The sequence below is a fragment of the Streptomyces sp. PU-14G genome, assembly GCF_041028275.1.
In the GTDB taxonomy this organism is placed as follows: Bacteria; Actinomycetota; Actinomycetes; order Streptomycetales; family Streptomycetaceae; genus Streptomyces.
In genome coordinates, this window is record NZ_JASKYT010000182.1 from 1 (window position 1) to 14,576 (window position 14,576).

Here is a 14,576-nt window from a genome sequence, read left to right on the forward strand (position 1 = left end):
TACCSGRASGACCCGGCGGGGTGGGCGGCCCTGACGGCGGTGGCACGGCGCCGAACGCCGCCTGGGTCGGCGCCCCGTGGCCCTGGTCCTGACCCTGGCTGTGCGGATAGCCGTAACCGGGGGGCGCCGCGGGCGTGGGCGGCTCCTTCGAGAACGGGCCGGGCGCCTGCGGCGGCTGGGGAGGCTGCTGCGGCGCACCGTACGGCTGCTGGCCTGAGCCCGGCTGCTGGGGATAGCCGTACGGCTGCTGGCCGGGGCCCGGCTGCTGCGGGTAGCCGTACGACGGCTGCCCCTGCGCGTCCTGTGGCGGTTCCTGCGGTGCGCCGAAGCCTCCTGATGGCGGCTGACTAGGCGGCGGAGGCGGCTGCGACATGAACTGTTCCCTCGTGACGGGCAGACCGACGCCGGACCCTCAAACCCCCGTAGGGCGGAGCGAATCGGACATGTGGCCTGCCAATGGCAGACTTCAGAGCGGAAGTTCTTTCTACCATCGGACACGATCCGGCCACGGGGTCGGTTCCGGCCCCCTGCCGCCGTGACACCGACTCGCAACAACCTCGGGACCGAGTCGGAACCCGGCCCGTCTCCTTTGTCCGCATAAGAGCGCTGCGCGACGGTACGCCCCGGAAGGGGCGCGGGGAACTGCGCGACAAGCCACGACCCACCCGCGGACCGCACGCGACGAGCAGTGGCGCCCTCTCACCGGATCCACATTCCGCAGGGCAAACCCTAGGCACCCTCGGAATCCGCCAGCTCCAGCCAGCGCAGCTCCAGTTCCTCCCGCTTGTCCCTGACCTCGCGCAGCTGAGCATCCAGCTGGGCCACCCGCTCGAAGTCGGTGGCGTGCTCGGCCATCTCGGTGTGCAGGTCCGCCTCGCGCTGCTCGGCCTTCTCCAGCTGGCGCTCGATACGCTGCATCTCCTTCTGCGCGGCACGCGAGAGCGCGGCCGGCTTCCCTGCGGGCTTCGACGCCGGGGCAGCGGAAGCCCCACCGGCGGCGGCGCCCGCGGCCGGTGGCGCGGCCCGCGCCTCCATGCGCGCGCGGCGCTCCAGGTACTCGTCGATGCCGCGCGGCAGCATCCGCAGCGTCCCGTCACCGAGCAGCGCGTGGACGCGGTCGGTGGTGCGCTCGACGAAGTACCGGTCGTGCGAGATGACCACCAGCGAGCCGGGCCAGCCGTCCAGCAGGTCTTCCAGCTGGGTGAGGGTCTCGATGTCCAGGTCGTTGGTCGGCTCGTCCAGGAACAGGACGTTCGGCTCGTCCATCAGCAGCCGCAGGATCTGCAGCCGCCGCCGCTCACCGCCCGACAGGTCGCCCACCGGCGTCCACTGCTTCTCCTTGGCGAAGCCGAAGCGCTCGCACAGCTGCGAGGCCGTCATCTCCCGGCCCTTGCCCAGGTCCACCCGGGAGCGGATCGCCTCCACGGCCTCCAGGACGCGCAGACCCGGGTCCAGCTCGGCCACCTCCTGGGAGAGGTACGCCAGCTTCACCGTCCTGCCGACCTTGATCCGCCCCTCGGTCACCAACGGCGAGGGGTGCTCGCCCTGGGTACGGGCCGTGTCGGCGAGGGCCCGCAGCAGGGACGTCTTGCCCGCCCCGTTGACGCCGACCAGGCCGATGCGGTCGCCGGGGCCCAGCTGCCAGGTCAGGTGCTTGAGCAGCACCTTGGGCCCGGCCTGCACCGTCACGTCCTCGATGTCGAAGACGGTCTTGCCAAGGCGCGAGCCCGCGAACCGCATCAGCTCCTGGTTGTCCCGCGGCGGCGGCTCGCCCTCGATCAGCGCGTTCGCCGCCTCGATCCGGAAGCGGGGCTTGCTGGTGCGCGCGGGGGCGCCGCGCCGCAGCCAGGCCAGCTCCTTGCGGACCAGGTTCTGCCGCTTGGTCTCCTCCTGCTGTGCGATGCGCTCGCGCTCGGCGCGCGCGAAGACGTAGTCGGAGTAGCCGCCCTCGTACTCGTGCACGGCGCCGCGCTGCACGTCCCACATGCGGGTGGCGACCTGGTCGAGGAACCACCGGTCGTGGGTGACGCACACCAGCGCCGAGCGCCGTGCCCGCAGGTGCCCTGCCAGCCACGAGATCCCCTCGACGTCGAGGTGGTTGGTCGGCTCGTCCAGGACGATCAGGTCCTGCTCGGCGATCAGCAGCTGGGCGAGCGCGATCCGGCGGCGCTCGCCGCCGGACAGCGGGCCGATCACCGTGTCGAGGCCCTGCGGGAAGCCCGGCAGGTCGAGGCCGCCGAAGAGGCCGGTGAGCACGTCGCGGATCTTCGCGTCGCCCGCCCACTCGTGGTCGGCCATGTCGCCCACCACCTCGTGGCGGACCGTCGCCAGCGGGTCGAGCGAGTCGTGCTGGGTCAGCACACCGAGGCGGAGGCCTCCGGTGTGGGTGACCCGGCCCGCGTCCGGCTCCTCCTGGCGGGCCAGCACCGTGACGAGCGTGGTCTTGCCGTCACCGTTGCGGCCGACGACGCCGATCTTGTCGGTCTCGTTGACGCCCAGTGAGACGGCATCGAGAAGGGTGCGGGTGCCGTGCGCCTTGGTGACGGCTTCGAGGTTGACGAGATTGACAGCCATCTCACTCCTGTTGGGGACCAGCCCTCAAGGGTAGTACTTACCGTGCGGCGGCCGGGGCCTCCCGTCCGGGGCCCGCGGGGCTCGCGGGCCCTACGTGCCGTGCAGCATCAGGGCTATCCCGCTGACCATGAGCACGCTCGCGGCCGTCCGCGGCCAGCCGAAGCGCTCCTTGAAGAAGAGGGCACCGATGGCCGCCCCGGCGATGATCGAGGACTCCCGCAGGGCTGCCACCGGGGCCAGCGGCGCCCGCGTCTGCGCCCAGAGCACCAGCCCGTACGCCAGCACGGACAGGGCGCCGCCCAGCAGGCCGCGCAGCGCGATCGGCCTCAGCTGCGTGACCAGCGCGGAGCGCCGGGTGACCAGCGCCCACAGCGGGATGGCGAGCCCTTCGAGCAGCATCAGCCACGCGATGTAGCCGAGCGCGGACCCGGAGGCCCGCACGCCGACCCCGTCCACGACGGTGTACGAGGCGATGGCGAGGCCCGTGCCGACGGCCGCCGTCAGCGCCGGCCACTGCGGTGCGCCGTCCGCCCGCTCCTTCTTGCCGCGGAGCCCCCACAGCGCGACCCCGACCAGCCCGGCGGACGCCAGCAGCACACCGGCGAGCTGCCAGGGGCCCGGCATCTCGTGCAGGAACACGGCCGCGAGCACGGTCACCACCAGCGGCGCCGTCCCCCGCGCGATGGGGTACATCTGCCCGAACTCCCCCATCTGGAAGGAGCGCATCAGCAGGAGCTGGTAGACGACGTGCAGGACGGCGGAGGCCAGCAGCGCGGGCCACGCCCCCGCGGCGGGCAGCGGCGCGAAGACGGCGAGGACGGCGCCGCAGAGCGCACCGCCGGCGCCGACCAGGGTGAAGGCCAGGAGCTGGTCCCTGATGCCGTGCGCGAGCGCGTTCCAGCTGGCGTGGGTGAGCGCCGCGGCCAGGACCGCGGCGACGACTATCGGGGTCACGCGGCGCCTTCGCGCACGTCGACGAGCGCGCCGCCCGCCTGCTCGATCAGCGTCGCGGGGGCGAGCTCGAAGACGGTGTGCGGGGTGCCGGCCGCCGCCCACACGGCGGTGTGCCGCAGCAGACCGCGGTCGGCCAGGACGCGCATCTCGGTGACGTGTCCGAAGGGCGGCACCCCGCCGATCGCGTAACCGGTGGCCGCGCGCACGGTGTCCGCGTCGGCGCGCTGTACGGCGGCGCCGCCGAGGGCGTCGCGGACGAGGCCGACGTCGACGCGGGAGGCGCCGTCCATCAGGACGAGGACGGGCGCCCCGTCGGCCGTGAAGACGAGGGACTTCACGATCTGGCTGAGCTCGCAGCCGATGGCGACCGCGGCGTCGGCCGCCGTGCGGGTGCCGTCGGGGAACGTGCGGACCTCGACGTGGTCGAGGCCGCGGGCGGTCAGGGCTTGCGCGAAGCGTGGGTTAACGGTGGCGGACTGCGTCATGTACGCGACGCTACCGGTAGCGGCTCGCCCGCCCGCCGCACCCCTTCACCTGCGGCCCCGGACTCGGCCGGGGCACCCGGACTCGGCCCCGGACACCCGGACTCGGCCCGGGCGCGCGGACTCGGCCGGGGCCCCGGGGACCCGCAGCGGGTGGGCCGGTTCGGGGCCGCCGGACTTCAGCCGCCGGCCGCCTGCAGCACCTTCTTCACGATCGGCCCCGCGTTCTCCCCGCCGTGCCCGGAGGCGGGGACGACCGCGGCGGAGGCCACATCACCGGAGTAGGCCGTGAACCAGGCGTTGGGCTTCTTCTGCCCGTCGACCTCGGCCGAGCCGGTCTTGGCCCCGATGTCGCCGCTGAGCCCCGACATCGCCTCGGCCGCCGTGCCGCTCTGCGCGGTGAGCTTCATCAGGGACTTGAGGTCCTTGTGGACGCCCGGCTTCATGGTGCGCGACGCCTTGGCGAGGGTGCGGTTGTCGATCGACGCGGGCACGATGACCGGCTGCCGGAACGTGCCGCTCTGGGCTGTGGCCGCGACGGAGGCCATGTTGAGCGGGTTCATCCGGACACCGCCCTGGCCGATGAGGGAGGACGCCATCTGGGCGTCGGACTGGACGGGGACGCTGCCGTCGAAGGTGCCGGTGCCGGTCTGCCAGTTGAGGCCGATGCCGAAGACGTCCCGTGCCTCCTTGGTGAGGTCGTCGTCCTTGAGCTTGGGCGCCTGCGAGATGAAGGCCGTGTTGCAGGAGCGGGCGAAGCTCTGCGCGAAGGTGCCGCCCTTGATCTCGAACTTGTCGTCGTTGTGGAACTTCCAGCCGCCGTACTCGAAGTACTTGGGGCAGGGGTGTTCCTTGCCGGGCGAGGCGAGCCCCTTGTCGAGCAGCATGGCGCTGCTGATGACCTTCATGGTGGAGCCGGGGGCCAGGGAGCCGCTCGTGGCGATGTTGAAGGCCTTCGCCGGGGCGTTGGCGACGGCCAGGATCTCGCCCGTGCTGGGCTTGATGGCGACGACGGCCGCCTTCGACTTGCTGTCGACGGCCTTCTCCGCCGCGCTCTGGACGCCCGCGTCCAGGGTCGTCTTGAGCTTGCCGGGGCTGGGCTTGGTGAGCTGGCGCAGGACGTCCTTCGTCTTGCCCTTCGCGTCGACGATGCGGACCTGAAGACCCGGGGAGCCGTCGGTCTTGTCGCCGTAGCGCTTGCCGATGTCGGCGATGACGCGGGCGAGCGTGGGGTGCGCGGAGGCCTCCAGCGGCTTGCCGTTGCGGTCGACGGCCTCGACGGGCGGCGTGCCCTTCTCGTCCGTCCGGATGGTCTGCCCTTCCTTGAGCTTCGGGTGGAGCACGGACGGCTTCCAGTCGACGACGGGCTGCCCCGTGGAGGTGTCGCGGACGATCTCCAGCGCCGAGTCGTAGGACCAGGAGCCGCTCTTGCTGCCGTAGGAGATGTCCGCGGTGGCGCTGAAGGGCACCTTCTCGCCCTCGGCCGCCTTCGGGGTCAGGGCGAGCTTGGAGACGTGGGCCTTGCTGCGGAAGGCGGCCAGTGCCTTGCCGGCCCCGGCGGAGTCGTCGGTGAGGGCGGCGGCCTTCTTGGGCTCGCCCTGCGCCCAGGCACCGAGGAACTCCTTGGCCGCGGTGCGCACTTCCTTGGCGCTCAGGGGGCCCTTCTTGACCTCGCCGGCCTTGCCGTCGCCCGCGGCGGCGACGGTGCCCTTGCCGGCCTCGCCGTCCCCGTCGTCGCCGACCAGGGCGTAGACGCCGACGCCGGTGAGTCCGACGACGGCGGCCGCGACCCCGCCGATCACGGCCATCTTCTGTGTGTCGCGCATCCGAGTTCTGCCCCTCCACCCCGCCTTGGCCCGTGCGGCCGAAGTCCTGACGCGAGGCACCCTAGAGCACGCTCATGACAGCTCGTGCCCTGGTATGCCCGTTTGGCCCCGTCGTCCGGAGATGTGCGGTGCGCGATTCACCGGTTCCGGGGTTTCGGGCCCGGGAGGGGAACCGCCGTACGGCGGCTGCCGGTTCTCGTGGCCCATGGGGGAGACGAGCCGCGCGTGGCGATCGGTTCCGGTACACGACACTGTGTCCGAATCGCGATCTCCGGTGACCGTTTCCGTGATCTACCGGACCGGGGTGCGCCCCTCACCGTACGCCCAGCCCGTCAGCCGCGTCAGCGTGACCGCGACGAGAGGCCCCTCGGGCCTGCGCGCCGCGTACTGCGGGTACTTGGCCACGAGCAGGTCGGTCAGGGCCGCGCCCTCGTCGCCGTCCACGAGGCGGGCGACACCGTCGGCGCGGACCCACCACAGCCGCGTCCAGTCCTCGGCGTACGCGTCGACCAGCGCGCACACCGCGGGGTTGCGCTCGATGTTGCGCAGCCGGCGCAGGTCGCGGTGGCGCTTGGGCTTGTGGTCCACGGCCGTCACCAGCGTGTCCCCGTCGACGGCGAAGGTGGCGGGCACCAGATGCGGCACCCCTTCGGGGTCGGCGGTCGCCAGCCGCAGCACCCGCGCCGCGCTCAGCCTGCGCCGCGCCTCCGCCTCACTGAGCCGCATCCCGCCTCCCGGTGCCGCGTCCCGCCTCCCGGTGCCGCCTCGTCAGATCCACGTGTCCAGCCACATCCGGTGCCGCCACTCCTCCAACGGGATCGTCTGTCCTGTGTAGATGGGCCAGAAGTAGACGAAGTTCCAGACGATGAGCAGGCAGATGACGCCGACGGCGACGATGCCGATCGTGCGCCGTCTCTCGTCCGTGCCCGGGGGCCCGGCCAGCGCCCCGGCCGCCATGGCCAGGCCCAGGCACAGGAACGGGAGGAAGACCACCGCGTAGAAGAGGAAGATGGTCCGCTCCTGGTAGGCGAACCACGGCAGGTAGCCCGCGGCGACGCCGCACAGCAGGGCGCCCGCGCGCCAGTCGCGGCGGAAGAACCACCGGTAGAGGACGTAGACGAGCGCAGCGCAGGCGGCCCACCACAGCATCGGGGTGCCCAGCGCGAGGACTTCGCGCGCGCAGCCCTCGGCCTTGTCGGTGCAGCCGTCCGTGCCCGCCTTGGGCGACTCGTAGAAGTAGGAGACGGGGCGGCCCAATACCAGCCAGCTGAACGGGTTGGACTGGTAGGTGTGGTGGGAGGTGAGGTTGACGTGGAAGGAGTAGACCTCGCTCTCGTAGTGCCACAGGCTGCGCAGCGGCCCTGGCAGCCACCCCCACGGGCCCGCGGCGCCCTGCTTGTCCGCCCAGTCGCGGAAGTAGCCGCCCGAGGTGGCGAACCAGCCCGTCCAGGAGACGGCATAGGTGACCAGCGCCAGCACGGGCAGCGACACGAAGGCGGGCAGCGCGTCCTTGCGGAGCATCGCCAGGAAGGGCCGCGAGGCGCCGGCGGTGCGGCGCGCGCCCATGTCCCATAGCACGGTCAGGATGCCGAACGCGGCCAGCACGTACAGGCCGTTCCACTTGGTGGCGAAGGCCAGGCCGAGGCAGAGTCCTGCCAGCAGCCGCCAGGGGCGCCTGCCCAGTCCTGCGCGGTCGCCCACGTAGGCATCGGGCAGCGGCGGCCCCGTTCCCGGACCGTCGTCGGTGCCGCCGCGCGGCAGCCTGGCGGCGAGCAGCGCGCGGGACTTGTCGCGGTCGACGAGCAGGCAGCCGAAGGCCGCCAGTACCCAGAACATCACCACGAGGTCCAGCAGCGCGGTGCGGCTCATCACGAAGTGCAGTCCGTCGACGGCCATCAGGGCACCGGCCAGGCAGCCCAGCGCCGTGGAGCGCAAGAGGCGGCGCCCGATGCGGCACAGCATGAACACCGAGAGGGTGCCGAGCAGCGCCGTCATGAACCGCCAGCCGAACGGGTCGAGTCCGAAGAGGGCCTCGCCCAGCCCGATGATCCACTTCCCGACGGGCGGGTGGACGACATAGGAGCCCTCCGGCGAGAGGGGGATCTCCTGCGGGTGGTCCAGGATGCGGTCGTTGGCGTTGTCCGGCCAGGTCCCCTCGTATCCGAGGTGGATGAGCGACCAGGCGTCCTTGGCGTAGTAGGTCTCGTCGAATATGACGGCGTGCGGGGAACCGAGGTCCCAGAACCGCAGCGCGCCCGCGACCAGGGCGACCAGCAGCGGACCAGCCCAGGCCGCCCAGCGGGCCAGCCGCACGGCGGCCTCGGGGCCCAGCCCGAAGACGGCGCCCAGGCGCGGGTCGGGCGCGGGGAAGCGGGGGGTCAGCCGGTCGGCGACGTCGGGCCGCGGCCTGGCGGCGTAGCCGAACCTGCGCAGCCGCACCTGCCACCTGGGCAGCGTGCCCGCCGCGCGCTCGCTGCCGGGCTCCGCCCCGCTGTCCGGGGCGCCGGGCCCCGCCTGTTCGCGGTCGGCGTCACCCACGGTGTCACTGGTCGTCACGCGGGCCATCGTAGGGATCGCGGGGGCGCTGTGCTCGGGCGCGTCGCCGCCGCTGCGAGGATGGGCGGGTGACTGGAACGCTCGTGCTCGCCGGCACCCCCATCGGCGACCCTTCCGACGCCCCGCCGCGGCTCGCCGCCGAGCTGGCCGCCGCCGACCTCGTCGCCGCGGAGGACACCCGGCGGCTGCGCAGGCTCACCCAGGCACTGGAGGTGACCCTGTCCGGGCGGATCGTCTCCTATTTCGAGGGCAACGAGTCGGCGCGTACGCCCGAGCTGGCCGAGGCGCTGGCGGGCGGGGCGCGGGTGGTGCTGGTGACGGACGCGGGCATGCCGTCCGTCTCCGATCCGGGCTACCGGCTGGTGGCGGCGGCGGTGGAGCGCGGGGTGCGGGTGACGGCCGTGCCGGGCCCCTCGGCGGTGCTGACCGCGCTGGCGGTCTCGGGGCTGCCCGTGGACCGCTTCTGTTTCGAGGGGTTCCTGCCCCGCAAGCAGGGCGAGCGGCTCGCCCGGCTGCGGGAGGCGGCCGAGGAGCGGCGCACGCTGGTCTACTTCGAGTCGCCGCACCGGGTGGCGGCATCCCTGGCCGCGATGGCACAGGTGTTCGGCGAGGGGCGCGAGGCGGCGGTCTGCCGTGAGCTGACCAAGACCTACGAACAGGTGCGGCGCGGCCCGCTCGGGGAGCTGGCGCGGTGGGCGGCCGAGGGCGTCCGCGGAGAGATCACCCTCGTCGTACGGGGCGCCGAGGCGGCAGCGGCGGGCGAACCGGACGCCGCGGAGCTGGCGCGCCGGGTCGCCGTGCGCGAGGAGGCGGGCGAGCGGCGCAAGGAGGCCATCGCCGAGGTGGCCCGCGAGGCGGGCGTACCCAAGCGCCAGGTGTTCGACGCGGTGGTCGCCCACAAGACCAAGGCGGACGGCTCCCGGTAACGCGGCCCGGCACGCGGCCTGTGGCGGCGCGGCACGCGGCCTGCGCGGCGCGGCACGCGGCTACGGCGGTGCGCCGCACGGCCTGTGACGGCGCGGCACGCGCCTGCGGCGGTGCGGCACGCGGCCTCCCGTGGCACGGGTGAGCGGGCGGCTCCCCGGGGCGCCGGCGAGCGAGTGGCTCCCGTGGGCGCCGGCAACGCGGCCCGGCACGCGGGCCGTGCGGGGCGAAGCCCGCCGGGCCCGGGCCCGGCGGGTAAAGCACCTGCGCGTTCAGGCAAAGGGGAGACCCAGGAAAGCCCCGCACCTTGACGCTCGCCTCAAATCTCTCCAAACAGACAGAAAGCTCGTCCGACTTTCCTTCCGGTGTGTTCGTAGGAGGAGTGCACTGGGGTGTGGGCGTACCACTCACCCTCCCCCGCCTTCGGCCGGGAGGTGCCCCGGGAAGGAGCTGCCATGAAGCGCGAGAGCGGCATCGACAAGGACCCCACCACCACGCGACCCACCACCACGCGACAGGACACGGTGCACGAGGCCTACTCGTTCGCCTGCATGCGGTGCGGGCACGGCTGGGAGCAGGACTACGAGATCCGGCACCTCGCATACGCCGACGGCAGGCCCCTGATCGTGTACTACGCGGACGGCGAACGCGTCCCCTCGCCGCTCACCCGGCCCACCTGCCGCTTCTGCGACGGGCACGTGGTGCGCATCATGCGCTCCGGGCGCGTCTCGACCGCGGACGCGGCGCTCCCCGGCCACTGGGAGCGGTGACCTGCCGGCGCCTTATCATCGCCGGTATGTCCCCCTCCGCGACCTCGAACACCACTGCGAACAGCGCCGCGAAGGCCCGGGCCGCACAGGCGCCCCCGCCGCCGCCCGAGCCGCTCACCCACCCGGTCGCGGACTCCCACACCCACCTGGACATGCAGGAGCCGGCCGTCGCCGAAGCCCTCGCGGCGGCGGCGGCCGTCGGTGTGACGACGGTCATCCAGGTCGGCTGCGATCTGGAACGCTCCCGGTGGGCCGCCGAGACGGCCGCCGCCTGGGAGTCCGTCTGGGCCGCCGTCGCCCTCCACCCCAACGAGGCGCCCCGGCTCGCCGCCGAAGGCGGGGACGCGCTGCTGGACGAGGCGCTGACCGGCATCGAAGAACTCGCCGCGCTCCCCCAGGTGCTGGCGATCGGGGAAACCGGCCTGGACTACTTCCGCACCGGCGAGGACGGCGTCGCCGCCCAGCACCGCTCGTTCCGCGCCCACATCGAGCTGGCCAAGCGCACGGACAAGGCCCTGGTCATCCACGACCGGGACGCCCACGCGGACGTCCTGCGCATCCTTCAGGAGGAGGGCGCGCCCGAGCGGACCGTCTTCCACTGCTACTCGGGGGACGCCGAGATGGCACGCGTGTGCGCGGACAGGGGCTACTTCATGTCGTTCGCGGGGAACGTCACCTTCAAGAACGCCCAGCCGCTGCGCGACGCGCTCGCCGCGGCACCTCCCGAGCTGCTGCTGGTGGAGACGGACGCCCCCTTCCTCACCCCCGCCCCCTACCGCGGCCGACCCAACGCGCCGTACCTCATCCCTGTCACCCTGCGGGCGATGGCGCGGACCAAGGGCATGCCCGAGGAGACACTGGCCCGCCACGTGGCCGCGAACACGGCACGGGCCTTCGGATACTGAGCGCACCGGCACACGGGCCGACTCTTAGACTGTCGCAGTGAGCGCAGCCCCTTCCGATCCGCCGTCGGCCCCGTCCGAGGGCCAGGCCGAGCCCCCCTCCGACGCCTCGGCCGCCCCACCGGCCACAGGCCCCGTGGACCCCTCCGACGGCCCCACCGACCCCTTCGGCAACGGCGTGCTGCTCGGGCCCGCCGACGTGCGGGAGCTCGCCGGCGCGCTGGGCGTGCGGCCCACCAAACAGCGCGGCCAGAACTTCGTCATCGACCCGAACACGGTACGGCGCATCGTGCGCACCGCCCAGGTGAGCCCCGACGACGTCGTGCTGGAGGTCGGCCCCGGGCTCGGGTCGCTGACGCTGGCACTGCTGCGGACAGCGGCACACGTGACCGCCGTCGAGATCGACGACACACTGGCCGCCGCCCTGCCCGCCACCGTCGAGGCCCGGCTGCCCGAGCGCGCGGCGCACTTCTCCCTCGTCCACCAGGACGCCCTGCGGGTGTCCCGGCTGCCAGGGCCCGCGCCGACCGCGCTGGTGGCCAACCTGCCCTACAACGTGGCCGTCCCCGTGCTGCTCCACCTGCTGGCCACCTTCCCCGGCATCGAGCGGACGCTGGTGATGGTGCAGTCCGAGGTCGCCGACCGGCTGGCCGCCGCGCCCGGCTCGAAGGTGTACGGAGTGCCGTCGGTGAAGGCCGCCTGGTACTGCGACGTCAAACGGGCGGGCGCCATCGGGCGGAGCGTCTTTTGGCCCGCGCCCAACGTCGACTCCGGACTCGTCTCGCTCGTGCGCCGCCCGCACCCGCCGCGCACCACGGCCGGCCGCGAGGAGGTGTTCGCGGTGGTCGACGCGGCCTTCGCCCAGCGCCGCAAGACCCTGCGGGCCGCGCTCGCCGGCTGGGCGGGCTCCGGCGCCGCCGCCGAGGAGGCGCTGCGGGCCGCCGGAGTGTCCCCCAAGGCGCGCGGCGAGTCGCTGACCGTCGCGGAGTTCGCCGCCATCGCGGAGCACCGCCCGGGCGCCGGTACCGCCGAGCGCCCCCTGCCCCGGCCTTCCGACAGCAACTGAGGAGCACCGCCCGTGTCCCAGCCAGCCGCAGTCCCCGCCAGGACGGTCACCGTGCGCGTCCCGGCCAAGGTCAACGTCCAGTTGTCGGTCGGCGGGCTGCGGGCCGACGGCTTCCACCCGCTCGCCAACGTCTTCCTCGCCGTCGGCCTGTACGACTCGGTCAGCGCCACCCGCGCCGAGACGCCCCGGCTGACCGTCTCGGGACCCGACGCCGCACTCGTCCCGCAGGACCGCAGCAACCTGGCGGCGCGCGCCGCCCGGCTGCTGGCCCAGCGGCACGGCATCGAGGCGGCCGTACACCTGCACCTCGCCAAGGACATCCCCGTCGCCGGCGGCATGGCGGGCGGCAGCGCCGACGCGGCGGGCGCCCTGCTGGCCTGCGACCGGCTGTGGGGCCTGGAGACCCCCCGCGAGGAACTGCTCGCCCTGTGCGCCGAACTCGGCTCCGACGTGCCGTTCAGCTTCGCGGGCGGTGCCGCGCTCGGCCAGGGACGCGGCGAGGTGCTGACGCCGCTTCAGGTGGGCGGGGCCTTCCACTGGGTGTTCGCCGTCGCGGACGGCGGACTGTCCACGCCGGACGTCTACCGCGAGTGCGACCGGCTGCGCGAGGCGGAGGGCACCGGGTCCTCGGACACCGACATCCCCGAACCCGTCGCCTCCGAGGCCCTGCTGGCGGCCCTGCGCGACGGCGACCCGCAGGCGCTGGCCGCCACCGTGCACAACGACCTGCAGGCCGCCGCGCTGTCCCTGCGGCCCGCGCTGCATGAAACCCTCACCGCCGGCCTGGAGGCGGGCGCACTGGCCGGGCTGGTCTCCGGCTCGGGACCCACCTGCGCCTTCCTGCTGCCCGACGCGGACTCCGCCGCCCGCACCGCCCACGCCCTCACCACCTCGGGCACCTGCCGTGCGGCCCGGCCCACCGCGGGTCCCGCGCCGGGCGCGACGGTGGTGTGAGCGCCCGCCGGCCTGACGGCGTCAGTGCCCACTGTCGCCGTCGGACCGCCGCCCGCTGTCGGTCCGGCGCCCGCGCCGGGGCGCCGCCCGTTGTCGGGTCGCCGTCACCGTCGGGGCGCCGCCCGCTGTCGGGGCGCCGTCCGCTGTCAGGCAGCCGTCACCGTTCGCAGGGCCCGCACCAGGGCCTGGGCGCGGGGATCGCTGGTGACGGAACGGTGCAGGGTCCCGGTGACGTAGCCGAACGAGATGGCCGACTCCGGATCGGCGAAGCCCAGCGAGCCGCCACGGCCCGGATGCCCGAAGGAGCCGGGGCCGAGCATGGGGCAGGCCGAACCGTGCAGCATGTAGCCCAGCCCGAAACGGGTGTTGACGATCAGCACCCGGTCAGGGCCGTCCGCCTCCTGCGAACGCGCCTGGGTGAGCGTCGCGGGCGTGAACAGCCGACGTGCGCCCGCCCGCACGTGCCCACCGGAGCCGCCGTGCGCCCGGGAGTCGGCGGAATCCGTCGGCACAGGACCCATCAGCGCCGCGTAGAAGGCCGAGAGGGAGCGGGCGGTGGCGATACCGTTCGCGGCGGGGAGTTCGGCCGCGCGGTAGGCGGAAGCGTTCTCGTCCGGCCGGGGCTCGATGGCACCGAAGGCGCGGCGGGTCGGCGAAGCCGGATCCGCGTAGGCGTCGGTCACGGCACGCTTGGGCCGCGTCCGCAGCGCACCCGGGGACGGTTCGGGCGCCGTCAGTTCGGCGACCCTGGCCACGCGCCCGGAGGCGGCCACCTCCTCGGGCAGCCCGATCCACAGGTCGAGCCCGGCGGGAGCGGCGATCTCGTCGGCGAACCAGCGGCCGAGGCTGCGGCCACCGCTGGCACGGCGCACCAGTTCGGCCAGCAGCCAGCCGAAGGTATGCGCGTGGTAGCCGTGCCCTTCCTCCGGCCGCCACTCGGGCGCCTGCGCGGCCAGCGCCCGCGGCCCGGCCGACGGGTCCAGCAGCTGCTCGGGGGTGAGCGGGACGTCCACAGCGGGCAGACCGGCACGGTGGGCGAGCAGGTGACGGACGAGAACGCGTTCCTTGCCCGCCGCTTTGAACTCGGGCCAGTACGCGCCGACGGGGGCGTCCAGATCGAGCTGGCCGCGCTGGTGCAGCAGATGCGGGACCGCGGCGGCCAGCCCCTTGGTGGCCGAGCGGATGACGACAGCGGTCTCCCGGCCCCAGGGCGCAGCGCCGGGGTCCGCCGGGTCGGTGGTACCGCCCCACAGGTCGACGACCCTGCGGCCCTCGTGGTGCACGGCCACGGCCGCGCCCTTCTCGCCGCGCTCGGCGAAGTTGCGAACGAAGGCGTCCCTGACGGGCTCGTACCCCTCCGCCACCGTGCCGTGCACCGTCACCGCCGTGCCCGGTGCCGCAGCCGTCGGACCGGGCACCGCCGTCGCTGAGTGAACGACCTTAGCCACGTTTGATTCGCTCCTGTCGCCTTGAGGGCGCCTGTCGCCTTGGGGCGTTTTCGTGCGCCGCGCCCCATGGTCCTACGCGCCCGCAGGCGCTGTGCGACGGGGGCGGGCACCGAACGGGGG

Annotated in this window: 11 protein-coding genes and 1 pseudogene; 5 read left to right on the top strand and 7 right to left on the bottom strand. The window is 73.8% G+C overall.

Features of this window, described 5'->3' with window-relative positions:
• Nucleotides 1-729: 729 nt before the first annotated feature.
• The 6 genes from AB8Z75_RS20740 to AB8Z75_RS20765 form a co-directional block, all read right to left on the bottom strand.
• Nucleotides 730-2,574 (bottom strand): ABC-F family ATP-binding cassette domain-containing protein, encoded by a 1,845-nt coding sequence (locus AB8Z75_RS20740; protein ID WP_369204143.1) that lies wholly within the window; start codon nt 2,572-2,574, stop codon nt 730-732.
• Nucleotides 2,575-2,664: 90 nt separating this feature from the next.
• Entirely contained in the window at nt 2,665-3,528 is an 864-nt protein-coding gene (locus AB8Z75_RS20745) for an EamA family transporter (RefSeq protein WP_369204145.1), read from the bottom strand.
• On the bottom strand, nt 3,525-4,013 hold the full coding sequence (locus AB8Z75_RS20750; RefSeq protein ID WP_369204147.1) for a YbaK/EbsC family protein: 489 nt from the start codon (nt 4,011-4,013) through the stop codon (nt 3,525-3,527). Before AB8Z75_RS20750 ends, AB8Z75_RS20745 begins: the two co-directional genes overlap by 4 nt.
• A gap of 176 nt (nt 4,014-4,189) precedes the next feature.
• Nucleotides 4,190-5,836, bottom strand: coding sequence for a penicillin-binding transpeptidase domain-containing protein (locus AB8Z75_RS20755; protein WP_369204149.1), 1,647 nt, complete (start codon nt 5,834-5,836; stop codon nt 4,190-4,192).
• Between the two features lie 291 nt (nt 5,837-6,127).
• The gene (locus AB8Z75_RS20760) at nt 6,128-6,562 is read right to left on the bottom strand and encodes a TIGR03668 family PPOX class F420-dependent oxidoreductase (protein WP_369204151.1); all 435 of its coding nucleotides are present in this window, start codon (nt 6,560-6,562) and stop codon (nt 6,128-6,130) included.
• 42 nt (nt 6,563-6,604) lie between these two features.
• On the bottom strand, nt 6,605-8,401 hold the full coding sequence (locus AB8Z75_RS20765) for a dolichyl-phosphate-mannose--protein mannosyltransferase (protein ID WP_369204153.1): 1,797 nt from the start codon (nt 8,399-8,401) through the stop codon (nt 6,605-6,607).
• A gap of 59 nt (nt 8,402-8,460) precedes the next feature.
• On the opposite strand from AB8Z75_RS20765, the gene rsmI reads away from it, so the two are divergent.
• The 5 genes and pseudogenes from rsmI (at nt 8,461) to AB8Z75_RS20790 (ending at nt 13,008) form a co-directional block, all read left to right on the top strand.
• Nucleotides 8,461-9,318, top strand: a complete 858-nt coding sequence (gene rsmI / locus AB8Z75_RS20770; protein ID WP_369204155.1) for a 16S rRNA (cytidine(1402)-2'-O)-methyltransferase — start codon at nt 8,461-8,463, stop codon at nt 9,316-9,318.
• 549 nt (nt 9,319-9,867) lie between these two features.
• Nucleotides 9,868-10,071 (top strand): annotated as a pseudogene (locus AB8Z75_RS20775) (hypothetical protein); the annotation flags it as partial.
• 41 nt (nt 10,072-10,112) lie between these two features.
• Complete coding sequence (locus AB8Z75_RS20780) at nt 10,113-10,991, top strand: TatD family hydrolase (RefSeq protein ID WP_369204157.1); 879 nt, start codon at nt 10,113-10,115, stop codon at nt 10,989-10,991.
• A 175-nt stretch (nt 10,992-11,166) separates the two neighbouring features.
• Nucleotides 11,167-12,054 carry a 16S rRNA (adenine(1518)-N(6)/adenine(1519)-N(6))-dimethyltransferase RsmA gene (gene rsmA / locus AB8Z75_RS20785; protein ID WP_369204161.1) on the top strand — a complete coding sequence of 296 codons (888 nt, stop codon included), beginning with the start codon at nt 11,167-11,169 and terminating at the stop codon, nt 12,052-12,054.
• A 12-nt stretch (nt 12,055-12,066) separates the two neighbouring features.
• Nucleotides 12,067-13,008 carry a 4-(cytidine 5'-diphospho)-2-C-methyl-D-erythritol kinase gene (locus AB8Z75_RS20790; RefSeq protein ID WP_369204159.1) on the top strand — a complete coding sequence of 314 codons (942 nt, stop codon included), beginning with the start codon at nt 12,067-12,069 and terminating at the stop codon, nt 13,006-13,008.
• A 146-nt stretch (nt 13,009-13,154) separates the two neighbouring features.
• On the opposite strand, the gene AB8Z75_RS20795 is transcribed toward AB8Z75_RS20790, so the two are convergent.
• Nucleotides 13,155-14,390 (bottom strand): serine hydrolase domain-containing protein, encoded by a 1,236-nt coding sequence (locus AB8Z75_RS20795; RefSeq protein WP_369204163.1) that lies wholly within the window; start codon nt 14,388-14,390, stop codon nt 13,155-13,157.
• Between the last annotated feature and the right edge of the window lie 186 nt (nt 14,391-14,576).

Bases quoted from the DNA above. Each gene is read 5' to 3' on its own strand.
- AB8Z75_RS20750 (WP_369204147.1), bottom strand. From the start codon at position 4,013: ATGACGCAGTCCGCCACCGTTAACCCACGCTTCGCGCAAGCCCTGACC.
- AB8Z75_RS20760 (WP_369204151.1), bottom strand. From the start codon at position 6,562: ATGCGGCTCAGTGAGGCGGAGGCGCGGCGCAGGCTGAGCGCGGCGCGG.
- AB8Z75_RS20780 (WP_369204157.1), top strand. From the start codon at position 10,113: ATGTCCCCCTCCGCGACCTCGAACACCACTGCGAACAGCGCCGCGAAG.
- AB8Z75_RS20765 (WP_369204153.1), bottom strand. From the start codon at position 8,401: ATGGCCCGCGTGACGACCAGTGACACCGTGGGTGACGCCGACCGCGAA.
- AB8Z75_RS20740 (WP_369204143.1), bottom strand. From the start codon at position 2,574: ATGGCTGTCAATCTCGTCAACCTCGAAGCCGTCACCAAGGCGCACGGC.
- AB8Z75_RS20755 (WP_369204149.1), bottom strand. From the start codon at position 5,836: ATGCGCGACACACAGAAGATGGCCGTGATCGGCGGGGTCGCGGCCGCC.